Annotated in this window: 15 protein-coding genes; 5 read left to right on the top strand and 10 right to left on the bottom strand. The window is 70.7% G+C overall.

Features of this window, described 5'->3' with window-relative positions; genetic code table 11:
• Nucleotides 1-60: 60 nt before the first annotated feature.
• A complete protein-coding gene (rpsU, locus tag NHL60_RS04485) occupies nt 61-276 on the bottom strand; it encodes a 30S ribosomal protein S21 (protein WP_253449498.1) in 216 nt (71 codons plus the stop codon).
• 260 nt (nt 277-536) lie between these two features.
• Here rpsU and tsaD point away from each other — a divergent pair, with 260 nt between their 5' ends.
• Entirely contained in the window at nt 537-1574 is a 1038-nt protein-coding gene (gene tsaD, locus NHL60_RS04480) for a tRNA (adenosine(37)-N6)-threonylcarbamoyltransferase complex transferase subunit TsaD (protein ID WP_253449495.1), read from the top strand.
• 229 nt (nt 1575-1803) lie between these two features.
• On the opposite strand, the gene plsY is transcribed toward tsaD, so the two are convergent.
• A complete protein-coding gene (gene plsY / locus NHL60_RS04475; protein WP_253449492.1) occupies nt 1804-2406 on the bottom strand; it encodes a glycerol-3-phosphate 1-O-acyltransferase PlsY in 603 nt (200 codons plus the stop codon).
• Nucleotides 2407-2566: 160 nt separating this feature from the next.
• Here plsY and folB point away from each other — a divergent pair, with 160 nt between their 5' ends.
• Both folB and folK read left to right on the top strand, forming a co-directional pair.
• Nucleotides 2567-2932 (top strand): dihydroneopterin aldolase, encoded by a 366-nt coding sequence (gene folB / locus NHL60_RS04470; RefSeq protein ID WP_253449489.1) that lies wholly within the window; start codon nt 2567-2569, stop codon nt 2930-2932.
• Complete coding sequence (gene folK / locus NHL60_RS04465; protein ID WP_253449486.1) at nt 2932-3450, top strand: 2-amino-4-hydroxy-6-hydroxymethyldihydropteridine diphosphokinase; 519 nt, start codon at nt 2932-2934, stop codon at nt 3448-3450. Before folB ends, folK begins: the two co-directional genes overlap by 1 nt.
• An 8-nt stretch (nt 3451-3458) precedes the next feature.
• Here the strand turns inward: folK and NHL60_RS04460 are convergent, their stop codons facing one another.
• Genes NHL60_RS04460 through NHL60_RS04425 form a run of 8 tightly spaced genes read right to left on the bottom strand, consistent with a single transcriptional unit; the run spans nt 3459 to nt 11283 of the window.
• Nucleotides 3459-4607 carry a polynucleotide adenylyltransferase gene (locus NHL60_RS04460; protein ID WP_253449483.1) on the bottom strand — a complete coding sequence of 383 codons (1149 nt, stop codon included), beginning with the start codon at nt 4605-4607 and terminating at the stop codon, nt 3459-3461.
• 1 nt (nt 4608) lies between these two features.
• Nucleotides 4609-4929 (bottom strand): thiosulfate sulfurtransferase GlpE, encoded by a 321-nt coding sequence (gene glpE, locus NHL60_RS04455; protein ID WP_253449480.1) that lies wholly within the window; start codon nt 4927-4929, stop codon nt 4609-4611.
• Nucleotides 4930-4988: 59 nt separating this feature from the next.
• The gene (locus NHL60_RS04450; protein WP_253449477.1) at nt 4989-5822 is read right to left on the bottom strand and encodes a symmetrical bis(5'-nucleosyl)-tetraphosphatase; all 834 of its coding nucleotides are present in this window, start codon (nt 5820-5822) and stop codon (nt 4989-4991) included.
• Between the two features lie 33 nt (nt 5823-5855).
• The gene (gene apaG / locus NHL60_RS04445; RefSeq protein WP_253449474.1) at nt 5856-6254 is read right to left on the bottom strand and encodes a Co2+/Mg2+ efflux protein ApaG; all 399 of its coding nucleotides are present in this window, start codon (nt 6252-6254) and stop codon (nt 5856-5858) included.
• A complete protein-coding gene (gene rsmA, locus NHL60_RS04440) occupies nt 6251-7069 on the bottom strand; it encodes a 16S rRNA (adenine(1518)-N(6)/adenine(1519)-N(6))-dimethyltransferase RsmA (RefSeq protein ID WP_253449471.1) in 819 nt (272 codons plus the stop codon). Before rsmA ends, apaG begins: the two co-directional genes overlap by 4 nt.
• A 14-nt stretch (nt 7070-7083) precedes the next feature.
• Nucleotides 7084-8130 carry a 4-hydroxythreonine-4-phosphate dehydrogenase PdxA gene (gene pdxA / locus NHL60_RS04435; RefSeq protein ID WP_253452001.1) on the bottom strand — a complete coding sequence of 349 codons (1047 nt, stop codon included), beginning with the start codon at nt 8128-8130 and terminating at the stop codon, nt 7084-7086.
• Between the two features lie 8 nt (nt 8131-8138).
• Entirely contained in the window at nt 8139-8810 is a 672-nt protein-coding gene (locus tag NHL60_RS04430; protein WP_253449468.1) for a SurA N-terminal domain-containing protein, read from the bottom strand.
• Between the two features lie 40 nt (nt 8811-8850).
• A complete protein-coding gene (locus NHL60_RS04425; protein WP_253449465.1) occupies nt 8851-11283 on the bottom strand; it encodes an LPS-assembly protein LptD in 2433 nt (810 codons plus the stop codon).
• Nucleotides 11284-11385: 102 nt separating this feature from the next.
• On the opposite strand from NHL60_RS04425, the gene NHL60_RS04420 reads away from it, so the two are divergent.
• Together NHL60_RS04420 and murU are read left to right on the top strand one after the other, a co-directional pair.
• Nucleotides 11386-12306: an aminoglycoside phosphotransferase family protein gene (locus NHL60_RS04420; protein WP_367399342.1), complete on the top strand. Its 921-nt coding sequence runs from the start codon at nt 11386-11388 to the stop codon at nt 12304-12306.
• Between the two features lie 90 nt (nt 12307-12396).
• Nucleotides 12397-13071, top strand: coding sequence for an N-acetylmuramate alpha-1-phosphate uridylyltransferase MurU (gene murU, locus NHL60_RS04415; protein WP_253449462.1), 675 nt, complete (start codon nt 12397-12399; stop codon nt 13069-13071).
• Nucleotides 13072-13334 lie beyond the last annotated feature (263 nt).

Raw genomic sequence — 13334 nt, 5'->3', positions numbered from 1 at the left:
GCCGCTTGGCGTCCTCCTGAGACCGCCCGGGCCCGGGGCCCTGGCTGCCTCCAGTACGGATCAGTAGAGCCGTTCGAAGCGCTTGCGCTCACGCTGGAGCTTCTTGGCGTGACGCTTGACGGCGGCCGCCGACTTGCGCTTGCGCTCTGCGGTCGGCTTCTCGTAGTACTCGCGACGACGCACTTCGGAGAGAACACCGGCTTTTTCGCAGGAACGCTTGAAACGACGCAGTGCGACGTCAAACGGCTCGTTATCACGTACTTTAACAGAAGGCATTAAGCACTCACCTACCTTAGGTAACTAGAGTTCGGTTAGTACGCACACCCCTGTGGGTGGCAGTGATCGCGACAGCAACGGTTCCGGAGCGCGTAAGCGAGCCGGAGGGCAGCGTGTCGGTCGCGGGGAGTCGCCACCTGGGTGCACGACCCAGTCTTGCAGCGCACGGTAGTCTAGTCGCCAGCCCCAGCCTTTGCAAATGCTTTCCCCCTTCAAACCGCGTAGAATGCCGGCCTGTTCCGCACAACCGAGCCAACACCATGCGCGTACTGGGCATCGAGACCTCCTGCGACGAGACCGGCGTCGCCCTCTTCGACACCGAGCACGGCCTCGTGGCCGATGCGCTCTACAGCCAGGTCGCCATGCACGCCGAATATGGCGGCGTGGTACCGGAGCTGGCCTCCCGTGATCACACCCGCCGCCTGCTGCCGTTGATCCAGCAGGTGCTCGACGAGGCGGGCCTCTCCCGCAGCGAGCTGGACGCCATCGCCTACACCGCGGGGCCCGGCCTGGTGGGCGCTCTGATGGTAGGCGCTGCCACCGCCCACGGCATGGCCCGGGCGCTGGGCATCCCGGTGCTCGGCGTTCATCACATGGAGGGCCACCTGCTGGCGCCCATGCTGGAGGATGAGCGCCCCGAGTTCCCCTTCGTGGCGCTGCTGGTCTCGGGCGGCCACACCCAGCTGGTGGAGGTACGCGGCCTGGGGCGCTATACGCTGCTCGGCGAATCCGTGGATGACGCCGCCGGCGAGGCCTTCGACAAGGCGGCCAAGATGCTCGGCCTGGACTACCCGGGCGGCCCCCAGGTAGCGCGACTGGCCGAGCAGGGCGACCCCGGACGCTTCCGCTTCCCGCGGCCGATGACCGACCGCCCGGGGCTCGACTTCAGCTTTTCGGGCCTCAAGACCCACACCCTCACCGCCATCCGCCAGCTCGAGGCGTCAGGCGGGCTCGACAACCAGGCCCGCGCCGACGTGGCCCGCGCCTTCGAGGAAGCGGTGGTGGATACCCTGGTGATCAAGTGCCGCCGCGCCCTGGACCAGACCGGGCTCAAGCGCCTGGTGATGGCCGGCGGGGTCAGCGCCAACGCGCGCCTGCGCGAGCGACTGGAGCACGAGTGCGAGAAGCGCCGCGCCCGGTCCTACTACCCCAGGGGCCGCTTCTGCACCGACAACGGCGCCATGATCGCTTATGTGGGTGCCCAGCGGCTGCTGGCGGGCGAGCGCGACGAGCAGGGCGTGATGAAGGCGGTACCGCGCTGGCCGATGGATACCCTGGAGGCTCCTGCCGGAAGCTGAACGGCACTGAGGGCGGCAAGGCGGAAGGCCGGGTAACGAAGCGACGCGATATATACCCGGGAACGCTGGCAACGAGCGCCGCCGCGCACGTCAATCGACAGGGATGTCGAGTGAGGGGCACCCGTGAGGGATTATGTTGTGCCCCGACGTGCAAGCGGCAAGCGAAGTGGCAGGGTTTCGTTCCCGGGATCGCGAGTCTCGTTACCCGGCTGGCGAGTACCTTGCCCGGCTAGAGCCCCGGCTCATCGCCGCGCCCCAGGCGCTGGATATTGAGCAGGTGGCGCAGCAGCACCAGCAGGGTAAAGGCGATCACCACGACCACATAGTCAGGCGCCAGCCACAGGCTGGTCAGGGGCGCGGCAGCGGCGCTGACCAGCGACGCCACCGCCGCGGTGCGCACCCGCCAGGCGAGCAGCGCCCAGAGGGCGGCGCACACCTGGGCTACCCCCGGCGTCAGCACCAGCATCACCCCGAAGGCGCTGGCCACCGCCTTGCCGCCCCGAAAGCGGTGCCAGAGCGGATAGCTGTGGCCCAGCAGCACCGCCAGACCCACCACGCCCTGGGCCCAGGGAGGCAGCCCCAGCAGGATCGCCAGCAGCAGCACCGGCACGCCCTTGGCGGCATCCACCAGCAGGGTGGCCAGGGCCAGCCGGGGGCCATGCACCCTGAGCACGTTGGAGAAACCGGGATTGAAGGAGCCCGCCAGGCGCGGATCCTCCACGCCGGCCAGGCGGCAGACGCTCAGCGCGCCCAGCCAGCTGCCGCTGAGATAGCCCAGCGCCACCAGCGGCGGCAGCAGGGCCGGCAGAGGCAGGACAAGTGGCGCCTCCATGGCGGACCTCCCGAGACTCGAACAGCTGCCATTCTGCCAGGCGAACCCCGGCGCGCCCAGCGCCGGCGGTGTTCCCCGAAGGCCGCCTCGCGTACAATCCGGCCACGCCTGCCGGACCATTCCCACCCGGCCTCACTCTCTCTAGCGTGGAACCCTCACCATGGATCTCGTGCTGATCGAGTCCCTCGGCGTCGACACCGTGATCGGCGTCTACGACTGGGAGCGCACCATCACCCAGCGCCTGGTGCTCGACCTGGCGCTGGCCACCGATATCCGGCCGGCGGCGGCCGACGACGATATCGCCCTGACCCTGGACTACGCCGCCATCAGCGAGCGTATCCAGGACTTCGCCGCTGAGCACGACTTCGCCCTGGTGGAGACCTTCGCCGAGCGGCTGGCCGAGACCCTGCGCCAGGAGCTCGGCATTCCCTGGCTGCGCCTTGCCGTGCGCAAACCCGGCGCAGTGGCCGCCGCCGCCGCGGTGGGGGTGCAGATCGAGCGTGGACAGCGCCCGGAGGCGAGCTGATGGCCCTGGTGACGGTGAGCATCGGCAGCAATATCGAGCGCGACCGCCATGTGCGCACCTGCCTGGATGCCCTGGCGGCCACCTTCGAGTCGCTGGCGATATCGCGGGTGTTCGAGAGCGAGCCGGTGGGCTTCGAGGATGGGCGCAACTTCTACAATCTGGTGGCCGCCTTCGAGAGCGACTGGTCGGTGGGCGAACTGCAGGCCTGGTGCAAGCGGCTGGAGTTCGCCAACGGCAGGCGCCCGGACAGCCCCAAGTTCAGCCCCCGCACCCTGGATATCGACCTGCTTACCGTGGGCGAGCTCACCGGCGAGCATGACGGGGTGGCGCTGCCCAGGGGCGAGATCTGCCACCACGCCTTCGTGCTCCAGCCCTTGGCCGAGCTGCTCCCCGAAACGCGCCACCCCGAAAGCGGCGCGACCTATGCCGCTCTCTGGGCCGACTTCGACCCCGGCAGCCAGCGCCTCTGGGCGGTACCCTTCGCGTGGGCGGGGCGCAAGATCTCCCACCCCGACTGAGGCGCGCCTCAGTTCCCGCCCAGGGCCGCCTCGATCGCCTCCTGGCGGCGGCGCGCCAGCGCTTCGCCCAGCTCACGCCCCTGATAGCCCTCCTCCACCAGCGCCCTGGGCAGCACCTGGGCGGCCAGCCGCCAGGCCAGCGCCAGGGTCTCGGCCAGCGCCGGCGCCTCCAGGCTGATCAGGCTGAGCAGCGGCGCCACCCGTTCGCCGCGCCGCCAGGCATCGATGGAGTCCAACCAGGCCAGCACCGCCTCCCCGTCGAGCCCCTCCCGGGCGGCCCGGGCGCAGAGGGTACGGGTCAGTGCCGCCTGTCGGGCCAGGGCCGCATGGGCCCGGGGCAGACGCAGCCGCTCGGCCAGCCGCCCGCGGGCCTCGTCATCCAGGTGCTCCACCAGCCGCGCCCAGCGCCAGCGCACCAGCGCCTCGTCGTCGAGCTCCTCGGGCAGGCGGTGCAGCCGCCCCAGAGCGTCGTCCAGGGCCTCCTCGTCGGCGGCGAGCTCCGGCATCAGTACCGCCAGGGCACCGCAGCCGGCCAGGGTCTGGAAGTAGACCTCGGGCCAGGGCTCGCCGAGGGCCTTCTCGGTCTCGACCCAGACCCGCTCGGCCACCAGGTGGGCGATCTCCCCGCTCTCCACCAGGCGACGCATCAGGCTTTGCGTCTCCTCGGCAATGGTGAAGCCAAGGCCGGCATAGCGGGCCAGGAAGCGTGCGGTACGCAGCACCCGCAGCGGGTCCTCCACGAAGGCCGGCGAGACGTGACGCAGCACCCGGGCCTCCAGGTCGGCCAGGCCACCGTGGGGGTCGACCAGCTCCCCCCCGGGGCTCTCGGCCATGGCGTTGATGGTCAGGTCCCGACGAGCGAGATCCTCCTCTAGGGTCACCTCGGGGCTGGCGTGGACCACGAAGCCGGTGTAGCCGTGGCCGGCCTTGCGCTCGGTGCGCGCCAGGGCATACTCCTCGTGGGTCTCGGGATGCAGGAAGACCGGGAAGTCGCGCCCCACGGGCCTGAAGCCGCGGCGGCGCATCGCCTCCGGGGTGGCGCCCACCACCACCCAGTCATGGTCGTAGACCGGCCAGCCCAGGCGGGCGTCGCGCACCGCGCCGCCCACGCAGTAGACTTCGAGGCCCTCCACGGCAGGATCCCGCGGGGCACCCACCTCAGGCCTCCACGCGGTCGGGATAACGCAGCTGCCACTCGGTGAAGCCACCGTCGAGGCTGTAGACCTCGCCGAGGCCCTGACCGGCCAGCCAGGCCGCCGCCTGCTGGCTGGAGTGGCCGTGATAGCAGACCACCACCACCGGGCGCTCCGCCGGAGTCTCGTCGAGAAAGGCGCCGACGCTGTCGTTGTCCAGGCGACGGCTGCCGGGAATGGCCCCCTGGGCGAAGCTCATGGGGTCCCGGATATCCACCAGGGCGAGGGGGCGGCCGGCATCGAGCCAGGCCGTCAGGGTCGCGATATCGAGGTGCTGGAAGCTCATGGGCAAATCTCGTCGTCGGAGAAGGGGAAGGTCGTCGTCGGGGATGAGGAAAGCGGCGCCTAGGGGCGCTGGCGGCTGGGAACGCTGACGCGCTCGCCGCTCTCGAGGTTCAGGGCGGTCAGGCTGCCGCCCCAGACGCAGCCGGTATCCAGGGCCCGGGCGTCGACCCGGCTGTGGGGCGTCGCGCCCTGCAGGGCCGCCCAGTGGCCGAACAGCAGCCGGGCATCGTCGCCGCGGGGGTACTGGAACCAGGGGGCGAAGCCCGGCGGGGCGCTGTCGAGCCCCTCCTTGGCGGCGAAGTCGAGCCTTCCCTCGGCGTCGATGAAGCGCATGCGGGTGAGGACGTTGACGACGGCGCGCAGCCGGTCGATGCCCTCGAGGTCGTCGCGCCAGAGCGCCGGGGCGTTGCCGTACATGCGCTCGAGGAAGGCCCCGGCGCCCTCGCCGCCCAGCACCTCCTGCACCTCGCCGGCCAGGCGGCGGGCCTGGGGCAGCGACCACTGGGGCAGCAGGCCGGCATGGGTCATCACCGTCGCCGCCCCAGGGGTGTCGTCCCGGGTCTCGGCCACCAGCAGGGGGCGCGACTGCAGCCAGTCCAGCAGCCGCTCCCGATCCGGGGCGGCGAGGATGGCGTCCAAGGTGTCCTTGCCCTTGAGCCCGGCGCCGCCCCGAGCCACCGCCAGCAGGTGCAGGTCATGGTTGCCGAGCACGACCCGTGCCGCCTCCCCCAGCGCCATCGCCTCGCGCAGGCAGGCAAGCGACTCCGGCCCGCGGTTGACCAGGTCCCCGGCCAGCCAGAGCCGGTCGCGGCGCGGGTCGAAGGCAAGGGTCTCGAGCAGCTCGACGAACTCGGCGTGGCAGCCCTGGAGGTCACCGACGGCATAGGTGGTCATATGGCGCTCCCAGCAAGGGGTGAAGCAGTGGATTCAGTGTACCTGGTTGGGGCCGGCCAGGCGGAAGGGGGCGATGGCCACCTCGAAGGGGCGCTGGGAGGCGGTATCCACGCAGGTGTAGTCCCCCTCCATCACCCCGACCGGGCCGTCGAGAATGGCGCGGCTGGTGTAGCGGAAGCGCTGGCCGGGGCCGATCACCGGCTGCTGGCCCACCACCCCCTTGCCGCGTACCTCCTGCACCTTGCCGCTGCCCTGGGTGATCTTCCAGTGGCGGGCCATCAGCTGGATGCTGTGGGGCGAGGCGTTGTGCACCGTGATGGTATAGCTGAACACGAAGCGCCCTTCCCCCGGGGCGGACTCCTCGTCACGGAACTCGGGCTCCACCTCGACGCGGACCTGGTCCGGCAGGGCCTCGGGCAGCCGCTGGCTCATGGGGTTTCCCCCTCGCCGACGGCGGCCAGGTGGTTGGCGATGCGCACGAACTCCTCGACCGAGAGGGTCTGGGGGCGCCGCGCCGGGTCGATGCCCAGCGCCTCCAGGGCCTCGGCCTCGATACGCCCCTTGAGGTTGTTGCGCAGGGTCTTGCGGCGCTGGCCGAAGGCCTCGCGCACCAGGGTGAAGAGCAGCGCCTCGTCGGCGGCCGGGTGGGGCAGCTCGGCATGGGGCGTCAGGCGCACGATGGCGGAATCCACCTTGGGCCGCGGCACGAAGGCCTCCGGCGGCACAACGAAGAGCGACTCCACCCGGCAGCGGTACTGGGCCATGACCGAGAGGCGCCCCCAGTCGGGGCCGCCCGGCTCGGCGGCCAGGCGCTCCACCACCTCCTTCTGCAGCATGAAGTGCATGTCGGCGATGGCATCGCCGGCCTGGAGCAGGTGGGCGATCAGCGGCGTGGAGATGTTGTAGGGCAGGTTGCCCACCACCCGCAGCGGCTCCCCTTCGCCGCGCAGGGCGTGGAAGTCGAACTTGAGGGCGTCGCCCTCGTGGATCACGAAGTCGGGGTAGTTGAAGAACTGCACCCGCAGCCCGGGAATCAGGTCGCGGTCGAGCTCGATCACCTCGAGGCGTCCCTCGGCGGCCTCCAGCAGCGGCTCGGTCAGAGCGCCCTGGCCGGGGCCGATCTCCACGATCCGCTCGCCGGGACGCGGCCCAATGGCGCGCACGATGCGCGAGATGATGCCGCGATCGCGCAGGAAGTTCTGGCCGAAGCGCTTGCGAGCCCGATGTACCGGGGGGCGAGATGCCATTCAGGGGTGTCCTTCTATCGCTGTTTGATGGGGTCGCGCCCGGCCATCTCCGCGGCCAGGGCCACGGCCACCCGCAGGCTGCCGGGGTCGGCACGGCCGCTGCCAGCCAGGTCCAGGGCGGTGCCATGGTCCACCGAGGTGCGTACCAGCGGCAGACCCAGGGTGATATTGGCCGCGCTGCCGAAGCCGGCGTACTTGAGCACCGGCAGGCCCTGGTCATGATACATGGCCAGCACCGCATCGACCCCCTCGAGATGGCGCGGGGTAAAGAGGGTATCGGCGGGGAGCGGGCCGTCGAGGCGCAGCCCCTCGGCGCGCAGGGCCGCCAGGGCCGGCTCGATCACCTCGAGCTCCTCGCGGCCCAGGTGTCCTCCCTCGCCGGCGTGGGGGTTGAGCCCGCAGACGGCGATGCGGGGCGCCGGGAGACCGAACCAGCGCTGGAGGTCGGCGTCGAGGATGCGCAGCACCCGAGAAAGCCCCTCGGCGCTGATGGCATCGGCCACCTCGCGCAGCGGCAGGTGGGTGGTGGCCAGGGCCACCCGCAGCGCCCCCGGGCCCCGCCAGCCTTCGCGGGTGGCGTGCAGGGGGCGGTCGGTGGCCAGCATCATCACCACCTCCTCCACCCCGCAGGCGTCGCGCAGGTATTCGGTATGGCCGGTGAAACCCGCGTGCCCCGCCTCGAGGATCACCCCCTTGTGGAGCGGTGCGGTCACCATGCCGGCGGCCCGCCCCGCCAGGCAGGCGCGCACCGCCACGTCCAGGGTCTCGAGCACGTAGTCGGCATTGGCGACCTGCAGCAGGCCGGGGGGCGCTGGCGCCCGCAGCGCCACCGGCCAGACCGGCAGCCGGCCGGGACGCGGTGCCGGCAGCGGCTCATCCAGGGCCAGGGGCACAATCTCGACGGAGAGACCCAGGCGCTCGGCGCGCTCGGCCAACAGGTCAGGGTCGCCCACCGCCACCAGGTCCACGCCGGCCACCCCCTCGGCGGCCAGCATGACGGTGAGCTCGGGGCCGATGCCGGCGGGTTCGCCGCTGGTCAGGGCCAGCACGGGGCGCGGCATAGAGGCCATTAGCGGTCGTCGAGGCGGTAGTCGACGAAGGCCTCGGAGCGGATCTCCTGCAGCCAGCCCTCCAGCTCCTCATTGGCGCGGCGCTGGAAGAGTCTCTGCTGGGCCTGCTGGCGGCTGACGCCCTCCTGCTCCACCAGCCGCTCCACCTCGCGCTCGGAGAGGTTGACCCGGCTGCCCACCCGGCGCTGCTGGAGCTCGCGGATGACCAGTTCGCGACGGATCTCCTCGCGCACGGTGGCCAGCGCCAGCCCGTCGGCCTCCAGGGCGTCGGCGAACTGCTCCACGCTCATGCCGTTATTTTCGGCAATCGCCCGCACCTGGCGGTTGAGCTCGGTATCGTCGATGGAGAGGCCCGCATCCCGGGCCATCTGCAGCTGGATCTCCTCGAGGACCATCTGCTCGAGCAGCTGCTCACGCAGCACCCGCTCCGGGGGCAGGTCGATCTGCTGGGCGGTCAGCTGGCTGCGGGTCTGGGCCAGGCGCTCCTCCAGCTCGCTCTCCATGATCGCCCCCTGGTTGACCACCGCCACGATGCGATCCAGGGCCTGGCGCTGCATGGACTGGAACTGCTGGGCCTGGACGTCCAAGGGGGCGACGGCAAGGCCCAGCGCCAGGGCGAGCCCGGCGGCCAGGAAGGGGGTCCGGCGGCGCAATGTCTGCTTCTGTTTCATCTTTCCTCTCTGGAAGTTGGCAACGGCAGGGGCACCCGGGTCAGAAGGCGGTGGAACGGTAGTCCGGGATGGCCTCCTCGAAGTAGCTGTCGGCCTCACGGCCCACGCCGCCCAGACCCTTGAAGACGAAGCGCAGGAAGATCCCGCGATCGGTGAAGTCATCGTCGATGCGTGCCGTGTCGTTGTCGTCGATCCACTCCCGCCACACCAGCTGCAGACCGTAGCAGCAGTCGTTCCACTGCACGCCGGCGAGCTGCTCCAAGGCGCGGTCATTGGTGTTGTCGTAGAGGAAACGACCGATCAGGTCAACGCGATGGCTGGCCTTGAGGGCGAATGACAGGTCGTACTCCTCGCGGTTGAAGTCGCGGAACTCGTCATCCCCCGGTTCGACCGAGGGGTCGAAGCCTTGGAGCTCCCAGCGGTAGCCGAGGTTCAATGCGTGGCCCGCCGGGGAGCGATACTGCAGGTCCACCGAGGTGCGCTCGGTCTGCTCGAAGTTGTCGTCGTAGAGCCACTGCCAGCGAGTGCGCCAGCGGTCGGTGATCTGCCAGTCGGCGCGGGCTACCAGGGGCGAGCGGTCCCGGGTCGCCCGGTACCAGTTCGCAAAATCACTGTCCCGGTCGGGAATCACGTCGGGATCGCCATTGATATCGATGGTGCGATCCTCGAAGTAGAAGGCCTGCCCCAGCCCCACGGCGAGCCGCTGGCGGCCGCGCTCGTCCTCGAGGAGCCGCGAGTCGACGCCCAGTGAGAGGCGGTTGAGGTCGCCCACCCGGTCGCTGCCCGAGAAGCGGTGCGGCGACCAGAGCTGATTCCAGGAGAAGGCGCGCTCGCTGGTGTCGAAGTCGGGGAACTCGGACTGGTCACGGGCCGGCACATAGGCGTAGTTGGCCCGGGGCTCCAGGGTCTGGCGGTAGCCGCGTCCGCCAAGCTCCAGCTCGCGCTCGAAGACCAGGCCACCGTCCACCGAAGCCACCGGCACCTGGCGTGTCAGGCTGGTGTCGCGGTCGGTGTCACGCTCGCCGTAGTCGAGCTCGTAGGCGGTGGCCAGCCACTCCAGGCGCGGCTCCAGGTGGCCCCAGCTCTCGTCGAAGCGCCAGCCCGCCGCCGGGGAGAGATGCAGCCGCGAGCCGGTGGCGGACTCACGCTCACGCACTCGGTTCTCGTCCACGTCACGCCAGAAGTAGGTGTAGTTGGAGCCCCACTGCTGGTAGAAGCCCCCCTGGTTCCAGCGCGCACTGGCGGAGAGACTCGGCAGCCGATAGAAAGGCTTGTCGCGGTCACGCAGGGGGTCGTCGAGCTTCTGGAAGCCCTGGGCCCGGGCGTCGAGGCGCCAGACGTCGCCGCGGTAGTCGATCTGGGCCAGGCGCGGCATGGCGGAGGTGTTCTGCTCGGCGAAGTCGCTGCCGAAGTCGTCGAAGTAGCGGCCGTCGCTGGCCGCACCGTAGCGCAGCTGGTAGCGGCTGCGCGGGTTCAGGACGCCGGCGTGGCGGTAGTCCAGGTACCAGCGATCCTCGCTCTCGTAGCGGCGCGAGGCGGCGTTCGGGTCGTCGCTGGATCCGCCGTCGTCGCTGCCGAGGAAAGCCCCCTCGATCTGGCCGGCGTCGCTGGGCAGCAGGTAGCGATATTCACCGCCCAGCAGCAGGCCGCGGTCAGTGATCCAGCGCGGGGTGATGGTGGCATCCTGGTTTGGCGCGATATTCCAGTAGAAGGGCTGAGCGTAGTCCAGGGCGTCGCTGGAAAGCCCGACGTTGGGCCACAAGAAGCCGGTGTGGCGGCGGTCATCGATGGGAAAGCGCACCCAGGGCCAGTAGAAGACCGGCACCCGCCCCACCTCGAGCCGTGCATTGCGGGCGGTGCCGAAGCCGCTCTCCCGGTCGAGCACCACGTCGCCCCCCACCAGGCGCCAGAGGTCGTCACCCGGGTCGCAGGTGGTGAAACTCGCCGAGGAGAGCCGGTAGCGGCCATCCTCGAGGCGCTCAAGACGCCGAGCGTCGCCGCGCAGGTGACGGTCGTGAATCACATAGTGGGCGTCGTCGATGCTTGCTGCATCGCTGACCAGGGAGAGCTCGGCGGCCTCGCCTCGCACCAGCAGGTTCTGGTCGCGCAGGGCCATTGGACCCTCGGCAAAGGCACGCTCCCGGGAGCCCGGAACGCGCACCTCTGGGGTCTCGAGCTGGGCGCCGTCGCGGCGCAGGACCACCTCGCCGCGCAGAATCGTCTCGCCATCCTCGCCGTAGCTGGCGCTGTCGGACTCGCTGGTGACCCGCCCGGCAGGCGGCTCGGGCAGGCGGTAGTCGGGCATCACGTAGACACCGCGGCAGAGCGCGTCGGCGGGCCGGTCATCGCCCCAGGGGCGGAAGTCCAGCGACTCGGCCGTGAGGGAGGCGGACGAGGCCGCCGCCAGGGGTGCGCCGCCCAGGCCCAGGGTCGCCAGGCCGGCCAGGGCCGTCCATGTGAGTCGCTTGCCCATGTTCCTCGATGTCCTTGGCAGGGTGAATCGGTATTATACAGGCCGCCTCCGGCAACAGCATCCACCCTGCCCCACCCTCTTCGACCAGGAGCCAAGCCCGCCATGACCGACGCCTCCCTTTCGCGCCTCGAGCAGCTCAGGCAGTGGGTTGCCGAGCGCCACGGCCTGCCCCTTGCGGAGGTCGACCTGCGCCTGGCCGCCGGCGATGCCAGCTTTCGCCGCTACTATCGCCTCTACCTTGCCGACGGCACCACCCGCATGCTGATGGATGCGCCCCCCGAGCAGGAGGACAGTCGCCCCTTCGTGGCCATCGCCCGGCGCTGGGCCGCCGCCGGCCTGCCGGTGCCGCGGCTTCACGCCGACGACCTGGCGGAGGGTTTCCTGGAGCTGGAGGATCTGGGCGACACCCCCCTGCAGCGCTGCTTTATCGGCGACGCCGAGATCGGCGCCTGGCACGAGCGCGCCCTGGCGCTGATCCACGCCCTGCAGAACCGGGCGGGGCCCGATGCGCTGCCCCCCTTCGATGCCGAGCTGCTGGGTCGTGAGCTGGACCTCTTCCCCGAGTGGTGCCTGGGCGAGTGGCTCGCCCTCGACGCGCCGCCGGGATGGGAGGCCCTGCGCGAGGCGCTGATCGCCTCGGCCCTGGTCCAGCCGGTGGTCACCGTGCATCGCGACTATGACGCCATGAACCTGATGGTGCAGGGCGACTCCCTGACGCTGATCGACTTCCAGGACGCCGTGGCAGGCCCGCTGAGCTACGACCTGATATCGCTGCTGCGGGGGCGCTACTGCCGCTTCGACGCCGCACGCTTCGCCGCCTGGGTGGAGGCCTTTCGCCGCCGCGCCGTGGCCGACGGCCGTCTCCTCCAGCGTGGACGCCGCCACCTTCCTCGCCCAGGCCCAGGCCATGGCCGCCCAGCGCTCGCTCAAGGTGCTGGGCATCTTCTGTCGGCTGACCCTGCGCGACCGCAAGAGCGGCTACCTGGAACGCCTGCCGCACTTCCTCGCCCACCTGGAGGATAGCCTGACGGGACTCCACGGCCATGACGCCTTCAAGGCCTGGCTGGGCGACACCTTCCGCCCGGCCCTGGCGGCACGCCTGGAGGGGACGGCATGAGGGCGATGATCCTGGCCGCCGGCCTCGGCAAGCGCATGCGCCCGCTCACCGACCGCTGCCCCAAGCCGCTGCTGCCGGTGGCCGGCCGGCCGCTGATCGTCCACCACCTGGCGCGCCTGCGCGCGGCGGGCATCACCGAGGTGGTGATCAACGTCAGCTATCGGGCGGAGCAGATCATCGCCGCCCTGGGAGACGGCGCCGAGCACGGGGTGCGGATCGCCTGGAGCCGGGAGGAGTCGCCGCTGGAGACCGGCGGCGGCATCCGCCGGGCCCTGCCGCTGCTCGGCGAGGCGCCCTTCCTGCTGGTCAACGGCGACGTCTGGTGCGACCTGGACCCGGCCGCACTGCCGGCCCTGGGCGACGACCTGGCGTGGCTGGCGCTGGTGGACAACCCGGAGCACCACGCCAGTGGCGATTTCCACCTGGACGCCGCCGGCCGGGTCCACGCCGAGGGCGAGCCGCGCCTCACCTTCGCCGGCATCAGCCTGCTCGACCCGGCGCTGGTGGCCGACGAACCGGAGGGCGCCTTCGCCCTGGCGCCGCTGCTGCGCCGCGCCATGGCCGATGGCCGCGTGGGCGGCCACCACTATCGCGGCGACTGGGTCGACGTGGGCACCCCCGAGCGGCTGGCCGAACTCGACCGGCGCCTGCGCGATAGGCATATCTCCTAGAGCGAGAGGCGCCGGGGGCAGGTCTGAGAGGGGGTCCTATGCCAGGGGTGAGAAGCCCTGCTTCGAACGGGCTGGCCATGGAAGGCCAGCACCGGTCCTACAAGCGGAGCAGGATGCGAGAGCGCAGCAGGGCATCGGTAGCGTACAGGGAAGTATTTACAGCGCCCCCGAACAGGCCTGTCGCCGGAACAGCCTTGAGGTGCGCCAGGGAAAGCCTGGTCATCCGGGAAGCAGTGTCAAACAGCTGAAAGGATGAAATGAAA

Origin of the sequence: Halomonas sp. Y3, assembly GCF_024137965.1 — a bacterium.
GTDB lineage: Bacteria > Pseudomonadota > Gammaproteobacteria > Pseudomonadales > Halomonadaceae > Halomonas > Halomonas mongoliensis.
Note: the sequence above shows the minus strand (reverse complement) of the source record. Positions and strands in the feature narration are given on the sequence as shown.